The following is a 21,326-nucleotide window of genomic DNA, read 5'->3' on the forward strand; positions in this document are numbered from 1 at the left end:
GGCCTCCGCTTGCGAACCGCAAGTTTTTCGGCCGGCTCATTCCCCGGAGGTGAAGAATTTCCATTTGCCGTCCGGCGTGATGCCGACGCGATAGAAATTATAGCCGCCGAATTCCAGCATGTCGGAGAAATCGCCGGCGGTGACGATGCGCATCAGGTCGACCTTTTCCGGCGCGGTCAGGGTCTTGATGTCCTTCTCGGCGAAATAGGGCCAGACATACATTTCGTCCGGCGTGCCCTGGCCGACATGGGCGCAGGCGCTCGACAGGATATCGAGAAGGATCGAGAGAATCTCGATGCCGTCGGAATCGCCCGAAAGGTCGTGCAGGGTCTTGATCGGATCTTCGCCAGGATCGTCCGCCGTCACCTGCGTCTGGTTGAGGCCGCCGCCGATATTCATGAGCGGGCGCAGGCGCTCGAGGTCACCGGAGGCGGCAGCCTCGACGATGGTCTCGCGCAGCTTGCGCACCGGCTCCGGCACCTTGCTGATGTCATAAATGATTTCCGCCGGCTTTCCCTTGTTCGAGGTATCGGCGGACGCGGCGCTGTTGCTCTCTCCCGTCTGGTTCTTGACCAGCGGATCGGGCATGGGCAGCGTCTTGGAAGGCGCTTCGAGCGCCTGCTCGATCGGCTTGTCCTGGCCCTGCTGGGTGGATTTGCCCGCGGCGCCCGATTGAGACGCGGAGGGGTTCATCAGGGAGAAGGCAAGTGCCGGCAGGGGCGAGGCCAAGCTGCCGACGAACATGGTCGCGGCGGCGAGGGAGGCAATGGAGCGTCGCAATTCATTGCCCGGCATGATGTGCATAGGGATCTCTGGCTGTTATTGCAGGGTGCGGTTCGGAGAGAACTCACCAGCAAGCATGCGTTCCCGGAGCGATTCGAGCAAGGCTTCCGCGCCCTGTTCTCCACGAATGCGGATGGTTTCGCGGATGGCGTGGGCGATGGCGGCGTCGGCGATGATCTCGGGCTCGATGCCATCGGCCATTCCGTCGGCCCAAGCTTCGTTCTGGTATTCCAGCGCTGCCTGCATCTTTTCATGGACGATCATGTCGTCGATTTCGTTCAGGCTGGCTTCCATCGTTTCTTTCCTCGAGACATCCATGTCCTTACCACTTGCTTAACGACTTTATCAGCCTTTTCCTAAAACGACACGGCTCGCTATGAAAAGGGGTTAATAAATCGTCAATTTCCAAAGCGAGCGGTTATTTCTGTAGCAAGTGTTGCACCTTCGTTACGGTAGCGCTCCTCGGCGACCACCGCCTGCGGCGTGCAATTCGTGTAAACCGAAGCAAAGGAACGATACCCACGGTTGAATGCCGCGGTCAGCCGCTCCCGCCGTTTCGGCTCGTTCTTCGTTTCCGTATCCAGCAATTGCTGCATTCCGGTTCGCCAGCCATCCTCGGCCTTCGGGTTACAGAGATTGCGCAGATAGTTGATGGAACCGAGAATTTCGGCGAGCCGCGAAAGCTGCTCGTCATAGGGCGTCGGCCGTTCGGCCTCGCCATCATTGCCGGGCGCCTGCACGGTCGGAACAGTCGCCGTCGGCTGCGCAAAGGCCGGAACTGCGGCCACAAGCGCGGCGCAGATCAGCAGCGGATCGATGAGGCGACGATGAATCATGTGCCCAGTTGATACGGCAAGCATGACGGGAACAAGGCGAAAGGCTCGCTTTCCACGCTGTTATTGTTAAGCATCGTTAACGCGAGAAGGGATATGCGCCGGATCAGCCGCGGGCGGCGGCGAGCCGCTCGACGCATTCGAGGACGCTTGCCGGCACGGGCAGGGTGCGTACCTCCTCGAGCGTATACCAGCCGATCGCCGCCGCATCGTCGGCTGCCTCGGCGGTTGCATCCCGGTCGGCATCGACCAGAAATACCGAGAGGAGGAAATGGCTGGTGAGCTTCCCGTCTGCTGCATGGCTGCGAAGGTCGTAAGTCTCGAAAAGACGCGGGTTGCGAGCAATAATTCCTGTCTCTTCCCTGAATTCCCGCAGGGCCGCCTCGGCCGGCGGTTCGCCTTCTTCGGCCCGTCCGCCGGGAAAGGCATACATGTCGGCGGATGGCGGATTGCGGCGCAGTACCAGCAGGAAGCGGCCGTCTCGTTCAAGGATGGCGGAAGAGGCGGGGCGAGGAGGCGGGGTCATGGGATTTCGGAGTCCGTCAAAAATGTCGCGCGGCGATGGGAGCTTTCCATCCCCAGGATAAGGCTCTTGTTGCGCGGGATGAAAGCCTTTTTACTCGCCGGCGACAACCGCGATTCGAAAGCGTCGCCTGAGCGGCCGGATATCATGATCACCTATGGACTGTATGCCCTGGCCGCCCTGGCTGAAATCGGCGGCTGCTTCGCCTTCTGGGCATGGCTGCGGCTGGGAAAGCCGATCTGGTGGCTAGCGCCCGGCCTCGTGTCGCTGGCGCTCTTTGCCTGGCTGCTGGCCCTGGTGCCGAGCGAGGCTGCCGGGCGCACCTTCGCCGCCTATGGCGGCGTCTATATCGTCGCCTCGATTCTCTGGCTCTGGCTGGTCGAGGGGCGGCTGCCGGATCGATGGGATATGTCCGGCGCGATGGTCTGCCTGGCGGGGGCTGCGGTCATCCTCTTCGGCCCGCGCGGTTGAGCTTCTCCTTGACCCCGGGCGTCCGGGGTGCAAAACAAGCCGCATGTGCGGACGCTATGCTTTGACATCGACGGCGGACTATGTGGGCGAGGCGCTGGGCGTCCTGATGAGCGAGGGCTTCCCCGCGCGCTACAATATCGCGCCGACACAGCCGATCCTGGTCGTGGTGGCCGGCGACCGGCAGGATCGTGGCAGCAATCTGCCCGATCGCCGCGCGCTGCTGGTGCGCTGGGGCTTCACGCCGGCCTGGGTGAAGGACCCCAAGGACTTTCCCCTCTTGATCAATGCGCGCTCCGAAACCGCCATCGGCAAAGCCTCGTTTCGCGCCGCCATGCGGCACCGGCGCATCCTGATCCCCGCTTCGGGCTTCTACGAATGGCATCGTCCGCCGAAGGAGAGCGGTGAGAAGTCGCAGGCCTATTGGATTCGCCCGCGCAACGGCGGCGTCATCGCCTTTGCCGGACTGATGGAGACATGGTCGTCGGCCGATGGTTCCGAGGTCGATACCGGTGCGATCCTGACGACGGCCGCCAACAGGGCGATACGTCATATCCATGACCGTATGCCCGTCGTCATCAAGCCGGAGGATTTTACCCGCTGGCTGGATTGCAAGACGCAGGAACCGCGCGAGGTTCTCGATCTGATGGCGCCGGTTCAAGAGGATTTCTTCGAGGCGATCCCCGTTTCGGATCGCGTCAACAAGGTCGCCAATATGGGGCCCGACCTGCAGGAACCGGTGGAGATCGAAACACCGGTCAAGCCGTCGAAGAAGCCGGATACCGACAATGGCCAGCTAAGCCTCCTCTAAGAGGATGGATTTCAGCGGCTTGTCTCAAGATTGGCCGCGCTGTGGGCCGCCGGCACAAGGCGGCGTCGCCGTTGCGCAGCCGGACGGCGTCAGGCGATCTTTTTCTTCAGCGGCGGCTTGGCCTTCAGCATCAGATGCGCTGCCAGCACGGCCTTCAGGCCGAGCGGACGATAAAGCATGCTGGGATCGATCTTTGCCTGCGGTTGTGCCGCTTCGTTTTTCTTGGTGGTCATGGGGTTACTCCTCACCGTATTCCCGTATGGATTTGCCGATTCACGACATGTCGCTAATTTGTCGTAAATCTTGACAAATCAAAGGCATTTGCCGATCAGCTTTTGTAAACACCGACCATAATTCGCGAGCCGAGCGCGAAAATGCGACGGATGAATTATCCATTATAGATAATAATTTCTTTATTAATGGTTGCAAAAGAGGCGGCAGAGCGGCCGCGAATGCGGCTGCCGAGCCGGTGGAGAGACGGCTGCTGGATGGTCTGGATCGCTTGGGTTCTCGCTAGATATGCCGGCCGATATCGTCGTTGGAATCGTCGACATCCGGGTCGGCGGGGCCGTTGATGACGAAGGTGCCGTATTTGCGCGCCCAGGAGCGGGCGCCAAGCGGCAGCGACAGCAGGTAGACGATCACGGTTACCACCATGACATGCCAAGTGTAGCTCATCAGCAGCGCCACATAGACGACGAGCGCCAGCATGATCGGCAATACGAGATCGCGGCGAATGCCGTTGCCTCCCGTCTTGCCGGACCAGACAGGCAGGCGGCTGACCAGCAGAAAGCCGATGAGCACGGTATAGGCGGCACCCCAATAAGCGAAAGTCCGGCTGGGCTCTACGCCCAGAAAGCCGAGATAGACCGGCAGCAGCACCAGCATGGCGCCGGCTGGCGCCGGCACGCCGACGAAATATTCCGACTGCCAGGACGCCTTGTGCTCGCGTTCCTCCATGACATTGAAGCGCGCAAGCCTGAGGCCGAGGGCAATGGTGTAGATCAGGGCTGCGATCCAGCCGAGCGAGCGGGCCTGATCTAGGAGGAAGACATAGACGACAAGCGCCGGCGCGACGCCGAAGTTGACGATGTCGGCAAGCGAATCCATCTGCGCGCCGAATTTGGACGTGGCCTTCATCAGCCGCGCCACGCGTCCGTCGACGCCGTCGAGGAAGGCGGCAACCAGCACGGCGACGACAGCGAGTTCATAGCGGTTTTCGAAAGCGAGACGGATGCCGGTCAGGCCCGCGCAGATCGCCAGGACGGTGATCATGTTCGGTACCATCAGCCGCAACGGAATCTCCCGGAGGCGCGGCCCGCGCGCCTCGTCATTGGGACCATTCGGCTCGAAGGGTGGAAAGGGCGTCTTCATCCTGCTCGTTTCCTTGGGGTTCAGCTGCGGCGGCTAAGGGTCGGGCCCTTCGGCGAGCCGAATTCGGCGATCACGGTCTCGCCGGCGATGGCCCGCTGGCCGACCGCAACACGCGCGACCGCGCCCTGAGGCAGGAAGACGTCGACGCGCGAGCCGAAGCGGATCAGGCCGAAACGCTCGCCGGCATCGAGCGGCTCGCCGTCATGGACGAAGCACAGGATGCGGCGGGCAACGAGGCCGGCGATCTGCACGACGCCGATTTCGCCGTGCTTGGTCTCGATGGTGAGGCCGTTGCGTTCGTTCTGCTCGCTCGCTTTGTCCAGTTCGGCATTGAGGAAGCTGCCCTGACGATAGGCGATCGTGGTGATGCGTCCGCGCATCGGCGCGCGGTTCACGTGGCAATCGAAGACATTCATGAAGATCGAGATGCGCAGCATCGGCTCGCTGCCGAGATCGAGCTCGGCCGGCGGCGTCACCATCTGCACGCCGGAAACCTTGCCGTCGGCGGGCGATATGGCGAGATCGTCGTCCTGCGGCGTCATCCGTTCGGGATCGCGGAAGAAGTAGGCGCACCAGAGCGTAAGGATGAGGCCGATCCAGAAGAGCGGCTTGAAGATCCAGCCGAGAACCAGCGATGCAACAAAGAAACCTGCGACGAAAGGATAGCCTTCCTTGTGCACGGGGACGATTACGTTGCGTACGCTGTTCAACAAGCTCATCGATGGCGGCTCCTGTGATTGCCAGTGGACGGTGACTACAGGCAAAAGCCGTCATGAGCAATGGTTTCGCGCATTCGCCCCCAGGCGAAACCCACCGGCAGGAGGCTGCCGGACGGGATTCCGGCAGCCGATCGATCCTATTCGGCTCAGAGGCCGAGTGCGGCACGCAGCTCTTGCCGAGCGGCTTCATATTCGGCCTTGTAATCCTCATGCGTCGTGATGGTCTGCGCGATGACCGTGCCGGCAATGCGGCCGGTCTCGATATCGGAAGCGTAGTGAATGCCGCCGACGAGGCGGTTGTGACCATATTCCCAGGCGCGGGCCATGATGGCGGCCTTCTTTTCCGGCACCATGTTGGACAGCACGATGCCCATCAGCGTTCCGAGCGTCGTGTGGCCGGACGGATAGGAGCCGGATTTCGACAGTGGCACGATGGGCTTGACGAGATCGCTGTAGAGATGCGGACGCGGGCGCTTCCAGACATCCTTGGCCGGATCGACCACGGCGCCTTCGGTCTCGACGATGCGATCGAAGAAGGCCGAGAATTTCGGCAGGTTTTCCTTGGTGAACTTCGGATTGTCGATGACGTCGGAGAAGCGCCAGACGTTTTCCTCGGCATCGGCGACGGCGCGGGCGGCCATCTCCGGGGTGCGGGTCACCTGGATGGTGAGGATTTCCGCCAGTTCGGCCTTCGTCCGGGCGGAATCGTTGGCGGGTGGCGGGGGCAGGAGGTCGAGGAGATTGATTTCCTTGGCGTCGGTAAACGGCTGGGCATCGCCGGCGAGAGCCGGCGCGGCAAAGCCGATGGCAAGGGCGAGCGTGAGGGTTCGGGCGAGATTGCGCATTCGGGGGGGCCTCTTCGAATGAGTGACCGCTCTCGCTACCAAGCGGATATCTCAGTCTCGTGACATCAGCCCGTTTCAGCGCGCCGGCGCCAGCCGGTTGACCACGCCGAGGTCGTCGTTTTCGCGTACCTGCTTCAGATGTTCTTCCGCCTGCGTCGCTTCGCGCTGGCGGTTCCACATGGAGGCATAGAGCCCGTTCTGTTCCAGAAGGGCGGCATGCGTGCCGCGTTCGGCGATCTCGCCGCTTTTCAGCACGATGATTTCGTCGGCGCCGATGACGGTGGAGAGCCGGTGGGCGATGACCAGCGTCGTGCGGTTCTCGGAAACGACGTCCAGCGCCGTCTGGATTTCCCGCTCGGTTGTCGTGTCGAGCGCCGAGGTCGCCTCGTCGAGGATGAGCACCGGCGGCGCCTTGAGGATGGTGCGGGCGATGGCGACGCGCTGCTTTTCGCCGCCGGAGAGTTTCAATCCACGCTCGCCGACCTTGGTGTCGAAACCTTCGGGCAGCTGGCGGATGAAGTCGCCGATCTGCGCGATTTCCGCCGCCGCCGTCACCTCGGCGTCGCTGGCGCCCGGCCGGCCATAGCGGATGTTGTAGGCGACGGTATCGTTGAAGAGAACCGTATCCTGCGGCACCATGCCGATCACCTTGCGCAGGCTCTTCTGGGTCACGCCGCGCACGTCCTGGCCGTCGATGCTGATCGTCCCGCTTTGCACGTCGTAGAAGCGGTAGAGCAGCCGCGACAGGGTCGATTTACCGGCGCCCGACGGCCCGACGACGGCGACTGTCTTGCCGGCCGGCACCTCGAAGGAAATTCCCTTGAGGATCGGGCGGGCGGCGTCATAGGCGAAATGCACGTCCTTGAAGGCGATGGCGCCCTGGCCGATCACCAATTCCCTGGCATCGGGGGCATCCGTCACTTCCGGCTTAACCTCCAGCAGGTCGAACATCTCCTCGATGTCGGTCAGTCCCTGGCGGATTTCGCGATAGACGAAGCCGATGAAATTCAGTGGCACCGACAGCTGCAACAGCATGGCATTGATGAAGACGAAATCGCCGACCGTCTGATGGCCGTTGAGAACGGACCAGCCGGAAACCACCATCATGACCGTGGTGCCGAGACCGAAGATCACCCCCTGGCCGAAGTTCAGCCAGCCGAGCGACGTCCAGACGCCGGTCGCCGCCTTTTCGTATCGCGCCATCGACTGGTCGAAGCGCTTGGCCTCCATCTCCTCATTGCCGAAATACTTGACCGTCTCGAAGTTCAGGAGCGAGTCGATCGCCTTGGTGTTGGCGTCGGTATCGCTCTGGTTCATCGTGCGGCGAATGGAGATGCGCCAGTCGCTCGCCTTCACGGTGAACCAGATATAGAGCCAGACGGTGACGGCGGTGATGGCGAGATAGGAAAAGCCGTAGCCGCGCCAGAAGATGATGGCGGTCAAAAGGAATTCGATGAAGGTCGGAACGGTGTTTAGGATGGTGAAGCGGACGATCGTCTCAATGCCCTTCGTGCCGCGCTCGATGATGCGCGACAGGCCGCCGGTCTTACGCTCGAGATGGAAGCGCAGCGACAGCTCGTGCATATGGACGAAGGTCTTGTAGGCAAGCTGGCGCACGGCATATTGCCCGACACTGGCAAAGAGCGAATCCCGCAGCTGGTTGAGGCCGAGCTGGATCAGACGGGTGACGTTCGTGGCAATGATCAGCGCGATGGCGCCGATCATGAAGGCGGGCAGGATGCCCTGCATGTCGAGCTTGCCGTTCAGCGCATCGACCGACCATTTGAAGAAATAGGGAACCAGCAGCAGGAAGAATTTCGAGATCAGCAGGAAGACCGTTGCCCAGACCACCCGCATTTTCAGGTCCATGCGCCCGGCCGGCCACATATAAGGCCAGAGATTGACGAGCGTATTCAATGGATTGCTGGAATCCGCCGATATGGTCTTCTTGCGGTCTGCCATGTCCGTCTCCGGCGAATGTTTGCAGCGGCCCGGCAATGGCGTGTCGTCGCGCAGCCTGGCTGAAAAGGCTCCGTCGGATCGGGATCGGAGCGATGAGGGTTGGCGGCACGCTTATAACATTTTCACGCCGGATAAAAGCAGCGGCCGGGCGTTGATCGCGCCCGGCCGCTGCTTCTCGTCATAGTGTAGGGCAGGTGTCTTACAGGTGCTCGCCCGACAGCCGCTTACGATGCAGCTCTTCCGCATTGGGCAGGGCATCCTTGGGCAGGCCGAAGACCTGCCCCGGCAGGATACGGTCCGGATTGTTGATCTTGTCCTCGTTGGCGAGATAGATCGTCGTGTAGCGCACGCCGGCACCGTAGATGCGGCGGGAAATCTGCCAGAGCGTATCGCCGCGGCGGATGATGACGGCGTTGGTGTCCTGCGCCAGCGGTGCCTGCTGCAGGACCTTGGGGCCGTTGGCGGACGTTTCGGCGTTCGCTGGCGCCGGGTTCATCGGCTTGGTGACGGTGGCGATCATCTGCTCGAGATTGGCCAGTGCGGCGCCGACCGATTGCGGATCTTTCGGCAGGGACTGAAGCGCGGAAAGCGCTTTGATGGCCGCGTTCGATGCATCGGTTGCGTGCTGCTTCAGGGCAGCATCCGCGCCGACCGCCGGGCGGAATTCCGAGAGCGACTTCAGCGCGATTTCCGTTCCCGAACGCGCGGCGGCGAGTTGCTCGGCATTCGGCTGCTTGCCGTCGGCGAAGAGGCTCTTCAGCAAGGCGAAAGCCTTGCTGGCGTTTTCCGTGAGCTTGCCGAGTTCGCCTTCGTCGAGCGGCACCATGGTCGTCGCGGGGGCGCTGCCGCCTGTGGCCGGCGTCTGCGCCGCGACCGTCACCTGGTTGCCTTCGGGGCGGGTGAAATTGACGCTGGTGCGCACCACGACGTCGCCGCCGTCGCCGAGGACATCGACACGGATCTTATGGTCGCCGACCGTCAGGGGCATGGTGCCGTCGACGACGAAATGTCCATCCGCCCCGGCCTTGATCTCGCCGATCAGCCGGTCGTCGGCATAGGCGCGAACCTTGGCGTTGGGTTTGGTCGTGCCGGCGACGAAGATCTTGTCGCCTTCGATTTCGACCGCATTGACCAGCACATCCGGCTCATCGCCGTTGACGCCCGCGGCCGGGTTGGCGGCATTGGCCGGTGGCTTCCCGGCGCCGGCCACATTTGTCGTGCCGTTGGCCGGTGCAGCGGGGGCAGGGGTGGCGGACGCCTGTTCGCCCGTCGTAACGCGTCCCTGCTTGGCGGTGGGCGCCGTGATGACGCGGCTCGCCTCGCCGGGCTTGGAAACCATGGCGAGAAGCTGGCTCTTGTCGTCCTTGGGCACGGAAACGGTTGCGACTTCCTCCGAGGTCACCGCCTTGCCGTCCTTGCCGATCGCGCGCAGCACCAGTTCATGGTCGCCGGGTGGCAGCGGATTGTCGAACACGGCGACGAAATCGCCGCTGGGGCCGACCTCGGTGGTGGTGACGACCTTGTCGCCGTCGAGGATTTCCAGCTTGGAATTGGGAAGGGCCGAGCCGGCGATGACGGTGGAGCCGTCCGGCTCGACGCGCAGCACGTCGAAGGTCGGCGTCGAGCTGGTGGCGGCCGCCTGCGTCTGCGGTGCCGTCTGGCCGGTGAGCGCCGCCAGTGCCTTGTCGAGTGCGGCGCCGGCATCGGCGATGTTTTCGGGAAGCGACTGCACGATGGCGAGCGCCTTGCCGGCGCCGTCATGCGCCTTGTCGACCAGGGCGGCGGTCGCGGCATCGGCTCCCTGCGGTGCGGTGAAGGCGACGATCGCCTGCAGCGCCACGATCGCCTTCGTCTTGGCGGCGGCAAAGATATCCTCGCTCGGACCCTTGCCATCCTTGAACAGCGCCTTGAGATCGGCGAGGGATGCGGTCGCCGTCGCGCCGAGATCGGTGAGCTTCTTGCCGACCTCGGCCGCGCCGGTCAGCGTGGCGGCGGCATTCTGCGTTGCCTCAGCCGCTTTTTGTGTCGCGTCATTCGCCTTTTGCGCGTTTTCGGTAATGGTGTTCTTGACCGCGTCGCTGGCTTGATTGACGGCTTCGCCGATCGGCTTTTTGTCGCCGTTGATGCGCGGCATCACAAAGAAGACCATCAGGATGGTCGCAATTACCAGCACCAACAGAGCCAGCCAGCCGGCACGGTTCTTCATCATCATTCATCTCCACGCGGCGGGGTCGTCGCAACTCTTGAAATTGCTAACGATTTCGCATGCTTTTACAAGCTTTCTCAGCCATTTCCGCATGATCCGGCACAAGTTTTCCTTTGAAATTTCTTGACTGAGCACCTGCAGCATAGTTGTTTGCTTCCATGACCGACGATTCTGCGCCCATTCGATCCATTTGCGTCTATTGCGGCTCAAGGCCGGGACGCGATCCTGCCCACATGGCGGCGGGCCGCGAACTCGGCAAGCACATCGCCGAAAGCGGGCTGCGCCTTGTCTATGGCGGCGGAACGAAGGGCATCATGGGCGCTGTTGCGAGCGGTGTCCTCTCGCATGGCGGCAAGGTGACCGGCATCATTCCGGAGTTCCTCGTCGATATGGAAGCGACGCGCCATTCGCTCGGCCAATTGGACGAGCTCATCATAACGCCGGACATGCATACGCGCAAACATGGCATGTTCGAGCGCGCCGACGCTTTCGTCGCCCTGCCGGGGGGCATCGGCACGCTGGAGGAAATCGTCGAGATCATGACCTGGGGCCAGCTCGGCCGTCATGAGAAGCCGATGGTCTTCGCCAACATCAACGGTTTCTGGGATCCGATGATGGAGCTGATCCGCCACATGACGGAAGAGGGCTTCATTCATACCAGCCACCGTGTCCAGCCGCTGGTCATCGACACGATCGCCGATATCATCCCGGCAATCCGTAAGCATGCCGCCGAAGCGCGGGGCGATCGCGGCGGCGAAGAGGCTGTCATCTCGAAGCTCTGATGCGGGATTTGCCGACCACCTTTGCCGGTCAGCGTACCCGGCTCTGGCGCAGCATCGACCAGCTATAGAGCGCCAGCCCGGCCCAGATCAGCGAGAAGGCGATCATCTGCGTCGTGCCGAAGGGTTCCTTGAACAGGAAGACGGCGATCAGGAAGATCATGGTCGGCGCGATATACTGCATGATGCCGATGGTGGAGAGTTTCAGGAGCTTCGCTCCGTTGGCGAAAATCATCAAGGGCAGGGCGGTCACCAGCCCGCAGCCGAGCAGAAGCGCCGTATCCGCGACGCCCGTGCGATAGAAATGGCCTTCGCCGCGCGCTTCCAGATAGAGAATGTAGAGCATCGCAGGGATGCAGAGAAGCAGCACCTCCAGCAGGAAGCCCTGATTTGCCCCAACCGGCAGCGTCTTGCGGAAAAAGGCATAGAAGCCCCAGGACAAGGTCAGCGTCAGTGCCACCCAAGGCACGGTACCGGCCTGAATGGTCAGAATGACCACCGCCACCGCGGCAAGGCAGATCGCGACGATCTGCACCGGCGCCAGCTTCTCCTTCAACAGCAAAGCGCCGAGCGCGATGCTGAACAGTGGATTGATGAAATAGCCGAGCGCCGCATCGAGCGAATGTCCAGCACTGATTGCCCAGACATAGGTGCCCCAATTGATGGTCACGAGCGCCGCCGTCAGCGACGCCATGGCAATCGTGCGCGGATTGCCGAATGCCGCCCTGATGTCGCCCAGACGACCGAGCGCCAGAAGCACGGTGCCGGCAACCGGTACGGACCAGAGAATGCGGTGGGCAATGACTTCCATGGCCGGAATATGCGCCAATGCCTTCATGTAGAGCGGCAAGACGCCCCAGAATAGGTAGGCCGTCAGCGCAAAGCCGAAGCCGCGCAGGCTGTCCTTGTTCTCGATCTCAGGTACAGCCGTATTGATGGCCATGGATATTTCCCGTCCCATGATTTTCTTTGGAACGGGATTACTCCAGTGCGCGCCGCCGCGCCAATTCATTTCCTTGACAGCATGGTCAAGCTTTTTGATGGGCGGCGGATCACTCCGCCGCTATTCTGCCAGCCATGTGCCGGTTCTTCATCAGCTTGTAGATGACCGAATCCATCAGCGCCTGGAAGGAAGCGTCGATGATGTTTTCCGAAACGCCGACCGTCCACCAGCGCACGCCGCTGCTGTCGGTGGATTCGATCAGGACGCGGGTTATGGCCTCCGTACCGCCATTGAGGATACGCACCTTGAAGTCGGCCAGTTCCAGATCGTCGATCTCGTGCTGGTATTTGCCGAAATCCTTGCGCAGCGCCAGGTCGAGCGCGTTGACCGGGCCGTCGCCCTCGGCAACCGACATGATGGTCTGGCCATCGATGATGATCTTGACCACCGCTTCCGAGACGATCTTCACCCGGCCATGAGAGTCGAAGCGGCGCTCGACCATGACGCGGAAACCGTCGACCGCGAAGAATTCCGGGATCGTGCCGAGCGTGCGGCGGGCTAGCAGCTCGAAGCTGGCGTCTGCGCCTTCATAGGCATAGCCGGTGGCTTCCCGTTCCTTGACGATCTGGATCAGCCGGTCGAGCTTCGGGTCGTCCTTGCCGACCTCGATGCCGCGCCGCTTCAGCGCATTGATGAAATTCGACTTGCCGCCCTGGTCGGAGACCATGACCTTGCGGAAGTTGCCGACGCTTTCCGGCGGCACATGCTCGTAGGTGCGCGGGTCCTTCAAAAGCGCCGAGGCATGGATGCCGGCCTTGGTCGCGAAGGCGGAAGCGCCCACATAGGGCGCCTGATGGTCCGGCGAGCGGTTCAGCAATTCGTCGAAGGCATGCGACAGCCGAGTCAGGCCCAGCAGCCGTTCGCCGTCGATTGCCGTTTCGAAGCGCTCGCTATAGGTTCTCTTCAGTGCCAGCGTCGGGATCAGCGTGATCAGATTGGCGTTGCCGCAGCGCTCGCCGATGCCGTTGAGCGTGCCCTGGATCTGCCGCACGCCGGCCTCGACGGCGGCGAGCGAATTGGCGACCGCCTGGCCGGTGTCGTTATGGGCATGGATGCCAAGACAGTGGCCCGGAACGCCCTCGGCGATCACGGCCTCGACGATGGCGCGCACTTCCGGCGGCTGCGTGCCGCCATTGGTGTCGCAGAGCACCACCCAGCGCGCGCCTGCCTCATAGGCCGTCCTGGCGCAGGCGAGCGCATAGGTCGGATTGGCCTTGTAGCCGTCGAAGAAATGCTCGCAGTCGACCAGCGCCTCCTTGCCGGCGCCGACCGCCGCCTTGACGCTTTCGGCGATGCTTTCGAGGTTTTCCTCGTTGGTGCAGCCGAGCGCCACCTTGACGTGATAGTCCCAGCTCTTGGCGACGAAACAGATGGCGTCGGCCTTGGCCTGCAGGAGGCTGGCAAGGCCGGGATCGTTGGAGGCGGAGATGCCGGCGCGCTTGGTCATGCCGAAGGCGACGAAGGAGGCCGTCTGCGTCCGCTTTTCGCTGAAGAAGGCGGTATCGGTCGGATTGGCGCCAGGATAGCCGCCCTCGACATAATCGAGGCCGAATTCGTCCAGCATGGTGGCGATCGAAATCTTGTCCTCGACCGAAAAGTCGATGCCGGGCGTCTGCTGCCCGTCGCGGAGCGTCGTGTCGAATAGGTAGATCTTCTCGCGTGTCATACTGTTTCCTCCGGCGAACCGGTTCTTCTTGCTCAGTCGCTTCCTCTCCGCGCCGACGGGAGAGGCCTTACTCGGCATTACACTTTCCCTGCAAACTTATCCGTCGTGCGGATCAACCGGTCGAGGATGCCGGGCTCGGAATAGGCATGACCCGCGCCCTCGATCAGATGGAATTCCGCCTTCGGCCAGGCCTTGTGCAGCGCCCAGGCATATTTGGCCGGGCAGGGCATGTCGTAGCGGCCATGGACGATGGCACCGGGAATGTCCTTCAGCCTGTGCGCATCGCGCAGAAGCTGCCCTTCCTCCATCCAGCCGGCATTGACGAAGAAGTGGTTCTCGATGCGGGCGAAGGCATGCGCATATTCCGCGTCTTCGAAGGGTGTGCTGGTCGCGGGATCCGGCAGCAGCGTGATGGTCTCGCCCTCCCAGATCGCCCAGGCCTTGGCGGCCTCCAGGCGCACGGCCTTGTCTTCATGCGTCAGCCGACGGTGATAGGCCGCCATCATCTGGTGGCGTTCTTCCGGCGGGATCGGCGCCACGAAGCGCTCCCACTTCTCGGGAAACATCTCCGAGACGCCGAACTGATAGTACCAGTCGAGCTCCGCCCTGGTCAGGGTATAGATGCCACGCACCACCAGCTCCGAAACATGGTCCGGATGGGTCTCGGCATAGGCGAGCGCCAGCGTCGATCCCCAGGAGCCGCCGAAGACCAGCCATTTGCCGACGCCCGCCATCTCGCGCAGCCGCTCGATATCGGCAACCAGATGCCAGGTGGTGTTGGCGTCCAGCCCGGCATGCGGGGTCGACCTGCCGCAGCCGCGCTGGTCGAACAGCGTCACGTCATAGAGCGCCGGATCGAACAGGCGGCGATGGCTCGGCGAGATGCCGCCGCCGGGGCCGCCATGCAGGAAGACGGCCGGCTTGGCGCCGGGCGTGCCCACGCGTTCCCAATAGATGACATGGCCGTCGCCGACGTCGAAATGGCCGGAAGCATAGGGCTCGATCTCCGGATAGAGCGTGCGCAGCGCCTCAGTCATATTTTCAGCCCTTCCGCCGGCCAGATGTCGGTGTCGTGATCGGGATGCTGGAAGGAGATGATCTGCTCCTGCCGCGCATAGAAATCAGGGTCCTGATGCACCGGCTGCTGGAAGATGGTGTCCACCCAGGGCAGGCGCGAGGCATGGTTCACCTGGATCTTCGGCGCCAGATCGTCGCGTTCGTCGAAGGCGCCGATGGCGATCTCCAGCCCGCCGGGGTGGCGATAGGTCAGCGGCGTGCCGCAATTCTTGCAGAAACCGCGGTCGATATTGACCGACGACTGGAAATAGGTCGGCGCGCCGCGCGTCCATTCCAGGCCGTCTTCCGGCGCGGTCACCAGAGCGGAGAAAAAACTGCCGAACTGCTTCTGGCACATGCGGCAATGGCAGATTGAAGGGCGGCCGAGTTGTCCGCGAATACGGAACCGCACGGCGCCGCACTGGCATCCGCCGCTTCTGGTGACTTCAGTCATCGCTCTTCTCCTCTGGCCAATGTGGGGTATCGTGATCGGGATGCTGATGGTTGGACGAGCGGATCGCCCGGTCGCGGTCGGAACCGTCTTCGTCCGGCTCCACCGGCAATCCATCCAGCGCATGGAACCATGGCATCTTTGCCGCGAGATTCGATTGCGCGACGGGCTTGACCGCCATCGGTTCGTCCAGCGAACCCAGCGTCACATTGATCGAATCCGAGCCGGGAATATCATAGAACAACGGCGTGCCGCAGGTGCTGCAAAAGCCGCGGCGCACGAGATCGGACGAATGAAACCACGACGGCTCGCCGCGTGTCAGCTCGAAGTCCGCGCGCTTGGCGCTGCCTAGCGGCAGGGCATAATTGCCGGACGCCTTTTGGCACATGCGGCAATGGCAGAGATGCGGATAGCCGAGCGTACCGGCCGAGCGGTAGCGAACCGCGCCGCATTGGCATCCGCCGCTATATCCCGCCGCCATCGTCATTCGCTCGCCTCCGGTGGCCACGCCGCCGTATCGTGATCGGGATGCTGGTAGGATACCAGCTCCAGCACGAAGGGCGCCTGTTCCGCATCTTCTTCCGTCCGGTGCCCCGGCAGCAGATGCAGCGTGTCGACGAAACCGATCTTGCCTTCCGTGCCGTATTGCACGACCGGCGGCAACAGCGAGGGATCATCGAAGGCGCCGGCCGCAACCGCGATGCCATCCGGCGCCTCATAGGTCAGCGGCGTGCCGCAATCGCCGCAGAAGCCGCGCTTGACGTAGTTGGACGACTGGAATGTCTTGCGCTCTCCGCGCGTCCATGTGAGCTCGGCGCCGCGTGTCGAGATCAAGGGCGCGTAATAGGCGCCAAAGGCCTTCTGGCACATGCGGCAATGACAGATCGACGCGTCCTTGAGCTCGCCCCGCACCCGGAAACGAACCGCACCGCACTGACAGCCGCCGGCATGGGTCGAGACGCTCATGATCTATCCTTTCCCAGAACGATAAGGATATGCATGCATATGTTGTCGATAGGATTCATTGACCTGTGGTGCCCGTCGCGCGGCAAACACCCCCAATCTCCCCCTTGTGGGGGAGATGTCACGAAGTGACAGAGGGGGGTATTCACACTCACCGCTTGACCTCCCAAGTCGTGATGCGCTCGCCCGTTGCCGGGTCCTTGCCGTCCTTCAGCTGAATGCCTTCAGCCAGGAGCTCGTCGCGAGCCCTGTCCGCTTCGGCGAAGTTCTTCGCCTTCAGCAGTTCCAGGCGTGCCCGTACCCGCCGATCGATATCCGCGACGATGGCGTCGTCCATCTCCACCTTCTGCGGCAGCAGGCCGAGCAATGCCGCGCTTGCCGCGTACACGGGCAGGGCGTTCGCATCGGCGTTGGCCGCCTGCGCCAGCGCATGCACCGCCTGGATGGCGGCCACGGTGTTGAGATCGTCCGCCAGGGCGGCGAGAACCGTGGCATCCGGAGCGGCATTGCCCGCATCGGCCGCCGGCCATTTGGCGAGAAGCCGTTCGGCTTCTTCCAGCCGCTTCACGGAAAAGTCGATCGGCTCGCGATAATGCGTCATCAGCATGGCAAGCCGCAGCACTTCGCCCGGCCATGTCCGGCCACCAAGCTTCTCCGTCTGCAGCAGCTCGTAGATGGTAACGAAATTGCCTTCCGATTTCGACATCTTGCGGCCTTCGACCTGCAGGAAGCCGTTATGCATCCAGACATTCGCCATGGCATGCGTGCCGTGGGCGCAACGCGACTGGGCGATCTCGTTCTCATGGTGCGGGAAGATCAGATCCAGCCCGCCGCCATGGATATCGAAGACGTCGCCGAGATAGCGGCCGCTCATGGCCGAGCATTCGATATGCCAGCCGGGGCGGCCGCGGCCCCAGGGGCTTTCCCAGCCGGGTTCGTTGTCGGCGGACAGCTTCCAGAGCACGAAGTCGCCGGGGCTCTTCTTGTGGGCGTCGACGGCGATGCGGGCGCCGGCCTGCTGTTCGTCGAGATTGCGCTTCGAGAGCTGGCCGTAGTCGTTCATGGACTTGGTATCGAACAGCACTTCGCCGGCAGCCTGATAGGCATGGCCCTTGGCGATCAGCTTCTCGATGATCTCGATCATCTCGGCGATATTTTCCGTCGCCCGCGGCTGCGCCGTCGGCTCCAGGCAGCCCAGCGCAGCCGTATCCCGAAAATATTGCGTCTCGGTCTTCTCCGTCACCAGGCGGATCGCCTGGTTCAGCGGCAGGCCGGGATGGTCGCGCAGCGCCCGCGCGTTGATCTTGTCGTCGACATCGGTGATGTTGCGCACATAGGTCACATGGCTTTCGCCATAGACCTGCCGCAACAGCCGGTAAAGCACGTCGAAGACGATGGCCGGCCGCGCATTGCCGATATGGGCGAAATCATAGACGGTCGGGCCGCAGACATACATGCGGACATTGTCGCGATCGATCGGCTGGAAATCGACCTTTTCGCGTGTCAGCGTGTTGTAGAACTTCAATTGCGGCTCGGCGCCCATGTCACTCTCCCAAGGCATAAATCCGAAAAAATACCGTCACCGGCAGGCCGGGGCGTTTGTCATCTTGGATTTTGGGAGACGAAAACGGCCAGGCCAGCGAAACGCTAGCGAATAATTTTCCGGCAGATAATGCAGATAACCGTTTTCATGGGCGGCTTTATCACGCGCCGGATGAATTTGGTCAAGTGGGGAGCGGGTCTGTCCCGTATGGGGAACGGGTGTTTTTTATTCCGGCATCCGGTAATCGACGAGCTTGTTCTCGCGCACGACGAAGAGCTTGCCGGTTTCAGTGACGTCGGGGCCTGCGAGCGGCAGGATCGCCTGGGCCACATCGCGGGGATGCGGCAGCGTCTCCGGGTCTTCTCCGGGCACCGCCTGGGCGCGCATGGCGGTGCGGGTGGCGCCGGGATCGACGCTGGTGATGCGCAGCGCCGTGCTCTGGGTTTCGCCGGCCCAGGTGCGGGCGAGCGCCTCGACGGCGGCCTTGGAGGCGGAGTAGGGTCCCCAGAAGGGCCGGCAGCGATGAGCGGCGGCCGACGACAGGATGATGGCGCGGCCGGCATCGGCGCGCATCAGCAGCGGCTCGACGGAACGGATCAGCCGCCAGGTGGCGGTGACGTTGATGGTCATCACCTTTTCGAACACCTTGGCCTCGACATGGCCGATCGGCGAGATGACGCCGAGCACGCCGGCATTGGCGACGAGGATGTCGAGCTTGCCCCAGCGTTCGAAGATGGAAGCGCCGAGCGCGTCGATGGCGTTCATGTCGGCGAGGTCGAAGGGCACGAGCGTCGCGGAGCCGCCGACCGCCTTGATGGCGTCGTCCAGATCCTCAAGGCCGCCCACCGTGCGGGCGCAGGCGATCACATGCGCGCCGGCCTTGGCGAGTTCCAGCGCCGTGAAATAGCCGATACCGCGCGAGGCGCCGGTAACGAGGGCGATCTTGTCCTTGAGATTGACGCTCATGCTGTCTTGATCCGAATGCTCTGTGGAGGGAAAGGGGCGGAAAAGCGCCCCTTCTCAGCCGTTACCGGGTCAGCCGTTGCTGGCAAGCATGGAGAGCTTGCGCACATTGCTGGTGCTTTCCCGGTCGAGCAGGCGGGTCGGGTAGTCGCCGGTGAAGTAGTGATCGGTGAATTGCGGCTGCGCATTGTCGCGCGGCGCACCGCCGACGGCGCGGTAGAGACCGTCGATCGACAGGAACTCTAGCGAATCGGCTCCGATGAAATCGCACATGGCCTTCAGGCTGCTGTACTGGTTGGCGAGCAGCTTGTCGGCATCCGGCGTATCGATGCCGTAGAAATCCGGATGATAGATCATCGGGCTGGCGACGCGGATATGCACTTCGCGGGCGCCGGCGTCGCGGATCATCTGCACGATCTTCACCGAGGTCGTGCCGCGCACGATGGAATCATCCACGAGGACGACGCGCTTGCCCTCGATGATGGCGCGGTTGGCGGAATGCTTCAGCTTGACGCCGAAGGCGCGGATCTGCTGCGTCGGCTCGATGAAGGTGCGGCCGACATAATGGTTGCGGATGATGCCGAGCTCGAAGGGAATGCCGCTTTCCTGCGCATAACCGATCGCCGCCGGCGTGCCGCCATCCGGCACCGGCACGACGACATCGGCCTCGATCGGGGATTCCTTGGCGAGATTGATGCCCATGTTCTTGCGGGCGACATAGACGTTGCGGCCGCCGACCACGGAATCGGGGCGGGCGAAATAGACATATTCGAACAGGCAGAGCCGCTCCGGCTTGGGCGCTTCCGGCTTGCGGGCGTCGATGGTGATCGAGCCATCGGGCTGGATCTCGCAGATAATGACTTCGCCGTTTTCGACGTCGCGGATGTATTTCGCGCCGATGATGTCGAGCGCGCAGGTTTCCGAGCAGAAGATCGGCTTGCCGTCGAGTTCGCCCATGACCAGCGGCCGGATGCCGATCGGGTCGCGGGCGGCGATCAGCTTGGTGCGCGTCATGGCGAGCATCGAATAGCCGCCTTCCATCTGGCGGATCGCGTCGATGAAGCGGTCGGAGGAGGAGGGATGCTTGGAGCGGGCGATGAGATGCAGGACGACTTCCGTGTCCGACGTCGACTGACAGATGGCGCCGTCGGCGATCAGCTGCCGGCGCATGGTCAGGCCGTTGGTGAAATTGCCGTTATGGGCAATCGCGATGCCGCCGACTTCCAGTTCGGCAAACAGCGGCTGCACGTTGCGCAGGATCGTCTCGCCCGTGGTCGAGTAGCGCACATGGCCCATGGAACGGTCGCCGGGCAGGCGGGCAAGCGTTGCCGGGTCGGTATAGTGATCGCCGACGAGGCCCATGCGCCGCTCGGAATGAAAACGCTGGCCGTCGAAGGAGACGATGCCGGCCGCTTCCTGGCCACGGTGCTGGAGGGCATGCAGCCCGAGCGCCGTCAGGGCCGCCGCATCCGGATGCCCGAGAATGCCGAAGACGCCGCATTCCTCGTGCAGCGTGTCGCCGTTGATATCATCCTCGAAGGAAAGGGAATGGTTCATGGCTGCGGGGCCTTTGCTCTCAACGTGGGCGGATCGGGGCGGCGTCACGACTGCGTTAGAATAGCTGAAAATCCGGCCGGAAAAAATATCCGGCCGGACGTTCGATCTGTGTGGCGTTCAAATGGCGATTATCGCCCGGCAGGTCAAGCCTGTAAACGCTCTGTCAATTATTCGTTTGCGGCGCGGGCGCGTCGTCGGACGGCGCCGTTTCGTTCGTCGTGCCGCTGTCGCTGCCATCCTGCGGCTGCGATTGCTGCTGATTGGGCGCGATCTTGTTGATGATCTCGGCCGGCAGAAGCGCCTGGACGTTTTCCGGAAGCTGGGCCTTCAGCTTTTCGACCATGGAATCGAGAAAGGGCTTGGATTTGGCGTTGTTGACCCAATCCGGGCGCGCCGCCGGCGCGACAAGCCAGTTCCAGAAGGCCACCACGACGACCATCAGCAGCAGGCCGCGCGCGGCGCCGAAGAGGAAGCCCAGCGTGCGGTCCAGCGCGCCGATGCGGCTGTCGATGATGAAGTCGGCGATCCTGATCGTGATGAAGGAAATGACGATCAGCGCGATGAGGAAGATGACGGCGGCGGACGCGATGGTCGCGATGCGGGTGTCGGCCGTATAGCGCAGCGCATAGGGGACCAGCAGCGGGTAGAGATAATAGGCCGCGACGGCCGAGCCGCCCCAGCTGACGATCGAGAGAATTTCGCGTGAGAAGCCGCGGACCATGGCCAGAACGGCGGAGAACAGAATGACGCCGATAACAATACCGTCGAAAATCGTAATGGGCATGTATAATCCACTCCAAGACTTGCCATGCCATGCATGG

The 21,326-nt window shown here is 62.7% G+C and carries 23 protein-coding genes; 3 read left to right on the forward strand and 20 right to left on the reverse strand.

What is annotated here, in order from left to right; all coding sequences use genetic code 11:
- Positions 1-36: 36 nt before the first annotated feature.
- From FHX11_RS09095 to FHX11_RS09110, 4 genes are all read right to left on the reverse strand, one after another.
- Positions 37-804 carry a hypothetical protein gene (locus tag FHX11_RS09095; protein WP_184357170.1) on the reverse strand — a complete coding sequence of 256 codons (768 nt, stop codon included), beginning with the start codon at positions 802-804 and terminating at the stop codon, positions 37-39.
- 15 nt (positions 805-819) lie between these two features.
- Entirely contained in the window at positions 820-1,077 is a 258-nt protein-coding gene (locus FHX11_RS09100; protein ID WP_184357172.1) for a hypothetical protein, read from the reverse strand.
- A gap of 104 nt (positions 1,078-1,181) precedes the next feature.
- The gene (locus FHX11_RS09105) at positions 1,182-1,619 is read right to left on the reverse strand and encodes a TIGR02301 family protein (protein ID WP_184357174.1); all 438 of its coding nucleotides are present in this window, start codon (positions 1,617-1,619) and stop codon (positions 1,182-1,184) included.
- 103 nt (positions 1,620-1,722) lie between these two features.
- Positions 1,723-2,142, reverse strand: a complete 420-nt coding sequence (locus FHX11_RS09110; protein WP_184357176.1) for an NUDIX domain-containing protein — start codon at positions 2,140-2,142, stop codon at positions 1,723-1,725.
- 147 nt (positions 2,143-2,289) lie between these two features.
- On the opposite strand from FHX11_RS09110, the gene FHX11_RS09115 reads away from it, so the two are divergent.
- Both FHX11_RS09115 and FHX11_RS09120 read left to right on the forward strand, forming a co-directional pair.
- Positions 2,290-2,610 carry a YnfA family protein gene (locus tag FHX11_RS09115; RefSeq protein WP_184357532.1) on the forward strand — a complete coding sequence of 107 codons (321 nt, stop codon included), beginning with the start codon at positions 2,290-2,292 and terminating at the stop codon, positions 2,608-2,610.
- 43 nt (positions 2,611-2,653) lie between these two features.
- Entirely contained in the window at positions 2,654-3,418 is a 765-nt protein-coding gene (locus FHX11_RS09120) for an SOS response-associated peptidase (protein ID WP_184357178.1), read from the forward strand.
- An 89-nt stretch (positions 3,419-3,507) separates the two neighbouring features.
- Here the strand turns inward: FHX11_RS09120 and FHX11_RS09125 are convergent, their stop codons facing one another.
- The 6 genes from FHX11_RS09125 to FHX11_RS09150 all read right to left on the reverse strand — a co-directional run bounded on the left by FHX11_RS09125 (position 3,508) and on the right by FHX11_RS09150 (position 10,527).
- A complete protein-coding gene (locus FHX11_RS09125; RefSeq protein WP_184357180.1) occupies positions 3,508-3,651 on the reverse strand; it encodes a hypothetical protein in 144 nt (47 codons plus the stop codon).
- A gap of 280 nt (positions 3,652-3,931) precedes the next feature.
- Positions 3,932-4,792, reverse strand: coding sequence for a CDP-diacylglycerol--serine O-phosphatidyltransferase (gene pssA, locus FHX11_RS09130; protein WP_184357182.1), 861 nt, complete (start codon positions 4,790-4,792; stop codon positions 3,932-3,934).
- A gap of 20 nt (positions 4,793-4,812) precedes the next feature.
- Entirely contained in the window at positions 4,813-5,511 is a 699-nt protein-coding gene (locus tag FHX11_RS09135; RefSeq protein WP_184357184.1) for a phosphatidylserine decarboxylase, read from the reverse strand.
- Positions 5,512-5,657: 146 nt separating this feature from the next.
- Positions 5,658-6,356, reverse strand: a complete 699-nt coding sequence (locus FHX11_RS09140; protein ID WP_184357186.1) for a phosphatase PAP2 family protein — start codon at positions 6,354-6,356, stop codon at positions 5,658-5,660.
- 75 nt (positions 6,357-6,431) lie between these two features.
- A complete protein-coding gene (locus tag FHX11_RS09145) occupies positions 6,432-8,318 on the reverse strand; it encodes an ABC transporter ATP-binding protein/permease (RefSeq protein ID WP_184357188.1) in 1,887 nt (628 codons plus the stop codon).
- A gap of 199 nt (positions 8,319-8,517) precedes the next feature.
- A complete protein-coding gene (locus tag FHX11_RS09150; protein WP_184357533.1) occupies positions 8,518-10,527 on the reverse strand; it encodes a LysM peptidoglycan-binding domain-containing protein in 2,010 nt (669 codons plus the stop codon).
- 155 nt (positions 10,528-10,682) lie between these two features.
- Here FHX11_RS09150 and FHX11_RS09155 point away from each other — a divergent pair, with 155 nt between their 5' ends.
- Positions 10,683-11,306: a TIGR00730 family Rossman fold protein gene (locus tag FHX11_RS09155; protein WP_184357190.1), complete on the forward strand. Its 624-nt coding sequence runs from the start codon at positions 10,683-10,685 to the stop codon at positions 11,304-11,306.
- Positions 11,307-11,334: 28 nt separating this feature from the next.
- On the opposite strand, the gene rarD is transcribed toward FHX11_RS09155, so the two are convergent.
- From rarD to FHX11_RS09205, 10 genes are all read right to left on the reverse strand, one after another.
- Entirely contained in the window at positions 11,335-12,246 is a 912-nt protein-coding gene (rarD, locus tag FHX11_RS09160; RefSeq protein WP_184357192.1) for an EamA family transporter RarD, read from the reverse strand.
- A gap of 109 nt (positions 12,247-12,355) precedes the next feature.
- Positions 12,356-13,972 carry a citramalate synthase gene (gene cimA, locus FHX11_RS09165; protein WP_184357194.1) on the reverse strand — a complete coding sequence of 539 codons (1,617 nt, stop codon included), beginning with the start codon at positions 13,970-13,972 and terminating at the stop codon, positions 12,356-12,358.
- A gap of 77 nt (positions 13,973-14,049) precedes the next feature.
- Positions 14,050-15,009, reverse strand: coding sequence for a prolyl aminopeptidase (gene pip, locus FHX11_RS09170; protein ID WP_184357196.1), 960 nt, complete (start codon positions 15,007-15,009; stop codon positions 14,050-14,052).
- Positions 15,006-15,482, reverse strand: a complete 477-nt coding sequence (locus FHX11_RS09175) for a GFA family protein (RefSeq protein ID WP_184357198.1) — start codon at positions 15,480-15,482, stop codon at positions 15,006-15,008. The genes pip and FHX11_RS09175 overlap by 4 nt, the downstream gene beginning before the upstream one ends.
- Complete coding sequence (locus FHX11_RS09180; RefSeq protein ID WP_184357199.1) at positions 15,475-15,966, reverse strand: GFA family protein; 492 nt, start codon at positions 15,964-15,966, stop codon at positions 15,475-15,477. Before FHX11_RS09180 ends, FHX11_RS09175 begins: the two co-directional genes overlap by 8 nt.
- On the reverse strand, positions 15,963-16,445 hold the full coding sequence (locus FHX11_RS09185; RefSeq protein WP_184357201.1) for a GFA family protein: 483 nt from the start codon (positions 16,443-16,445) through the stop codon (positions 15,963-15,965). Before FHX11_RS09185 ends, FHX11_RS09180 begins: the two co-directional genes overlap by 4 nt.
- 148 nt (positions 16,446-16,593) lie before the next feature.
- Positions 16,594-17,985: a cysteine--tRNA ligase gene (gene cysS, locus FHX11_RS09190; RefSeq protein WP_184357203.1), complete on the reverse strand. Its 1,392-nt coding sequence runs from the start codon at positions 17,983-17,985 to the stop codon at positions 16,594-16,596.
- 225 nt (positions 17,986-18,210) lie between these two features.
- Positions 18,211-18,951, reverse strand: a complete 741-nt coding sequence (locus FHX11_RS09195) for an SDR family NAD(P)-dependent oxidoreductase (protein WP_184357205.1) — start codon at positions 18,949-18,951, stop codon at positions 18,211-18,213.
- Positions 18,952-19,020: 69 nt separating this feature from the next.
- Positions 19,021-20,505, reverse strand: coding sequence for an amidophosphoribosyltransferase (purF, locus tag FHX11_RS09200; protein ID WP_184357207.1), 1,485 nt, complete (start codon positions 20,503-20,505; stop codon positions 19,021-19,023).
- 163 nt (positions 20,506-20,668) lie between these two features.
- Entirely contained in the window at positions 20,669-21,289 is a 621-nt protein-coding gene (locus tag FHX11_RS09205; protein ID WP_184357209.1) for a CvpA family protein, read from the reverse strand.
- Positions 21,290-21,326 lie beyond the last annotated feature (37 nt).

It is taken from the genome of Rhizobium sp. BK602, from assembly GCF_014195095.1.
Lineage (GTDB): Bacteria > Pseudomonadota > Alphaproteobacteria > Rhizobiales > Rhizobiaceae > Rhizobium.

Excerpts from the sequence above, each read along its gene's own strand:
- FHX11_RS09185 (WP_184357201.1), bottom strand. The coding sequence starts at position 16,445 with ATGAGCGTCTCGACCCATGCCGGCGGCTGTCAGTGCGGTGCGGTTCGT.
- purF (WP_184357207.1), bottom strand. The coding sequence starts at position 20,505 with ATGAACCATTCCCTTTCCTTCGAGGATGATATCAACGGCGACACGCTG.
- FHX11_RS09180 (WP_184357199.1), bottom strand. The coding sequence starts at position 15,966 with ATGACGATGGCGGCGGGATATAGCGGCGGATGCCAATGCGGCGCGGTT.
- FHX11_RS09105 (WP_184357174.1), bottom strand. The coding sequence starts at position 1,619 with ATGATTCATCGTCGCCTCATCGATCCGCTGCTGATCTGCGCCGCGCTT.
- FHX11_RS09175 (WP_184357198.1), bottom strand. The coding sequence starts at position 15,482 with ATGACTGAAGTCACCAGAAGCGGCGGATGCCAGTGCGGCGCCGTGCGG.
- pip (WP_184357196.1), bottom strand. The coding sequence starts at position 15,009 with ATGACTGAGGCGCTGCGCACGCTCTATCCGGAGATCGAGCCCTATGCT.
- FHX11_RS09120 (WP_184357178.1), top strand. The coding sequence starts at position 2,654 with ATGTGCGGACGCTATGCTTTGACATCGACGGCGGACTATGTGGGCGAG.
- FHX11_RS09125 (WP_184357180.1), bottom strand. The coding sequence starts at position 3,651 with ATGACCACCAAGAAAAACGAAGCGGCACAACCGCAGGCAAAGATCGAT.
- FHX11_RS09135 (WP_184357184.1), bottom strand. The coding sequence starts at position 5,511 with ATGAGCTTGTTGAACAGCGTACGCAACGTAATCGTCCCCGTGCACAAG.
- FHX11_RS09110 (WP_184357176.1), bottom strand. The coding sequence starts at position 2,142 with ATGACCCCGCCTCCTCGCCCCGCCTCTTCCGCCATCCTTGAACGAGAC.
- FHX11_RS09150 (WP_184357533.1), bottom strand. The coding sequence starts at position 10,527 with ATGATGAAGAACCGTGCCGGCTGGCTGGCTCTGTTGGTGCTGGTAATT.
- FHX11_RS09195 (WP_184357205.1), bottom strand. The coding sequence starts at position 18,951 with ATGAGCGTCAATCTCAAGGACAAGATCGCCCTCGTTACCGGCGCCTCG.
- FHX11_RS09155 (WP_184357190.1), top strand. The coding sequence starts at position 10,683 with ATGACCGACGATTCTGCGCCCATTCGATCCATTTGCGTCTATTGCGGC.
- FHX11_RS09145 (WP_184357188.1), bottom strand. The coding sequence starts at position 8,318 with ATGGCAGACCGCAAGAAGACCATATCGGCGGATTCCAGCAATCCATTG.
- rarD (WP_184357192.1), bottom strand. The coding sequence starts at position 12,246 with ATGGCCATCAATACGGCTGTACCTGAGATCGAGAACAAGGACAGCCTG.
- cimA (WP_184357194.1), bottom strand. The coding sequence starts at position 13,972 with ATGACACGCGAGAAGATCTACCTATTCGACACGACGCTCCGCGACGGG.
- FHX11_RS09205 (WP_184357209.1), bottom strand. The coding sequence starts at position 21,289 with ATGCCCATTACGATTTTCGACGGTATTGTTATCGGCGTCATTCTGTTC.
- cysS (WP_184357203.1), bottom strand. The coding sequence starts at position 17,985 with ATGGGCGCCGAGCCGCAATTGAAGTTCTACAACACGCTGACACGCGAA.
- FHX11_RS09140 (WP_184357186.1), bottom strand. The coding sequence starts at position 6,356 with ATGCGCAATCTCGCCCGAACCCTCACGCTCGCCCTTGCCATCGGCTTT.
- pssA (WP_184357182.1), bottom strand. The coding sequence starts at position 4,792 with ATGAAGACGCCCTTTCCACCCTTCGAGCCGAATGGTCCCAATGACGAG.
- FHX11_RS09100 (WP_184357172.1), bottom strand. The coding sequence starts at position 1,077 with ATGGAAGCCAGCCTGAACGAAATCGACGACATGATCGTCCATGAAAAG.
- FHX11_RS09095 (WP_184357170.1), bottom strand. The coding sequence starts at position 804 with ATGCACATCATGCCGGGCAATGAATTGCGACGCTCCATTGCCTCCCTC.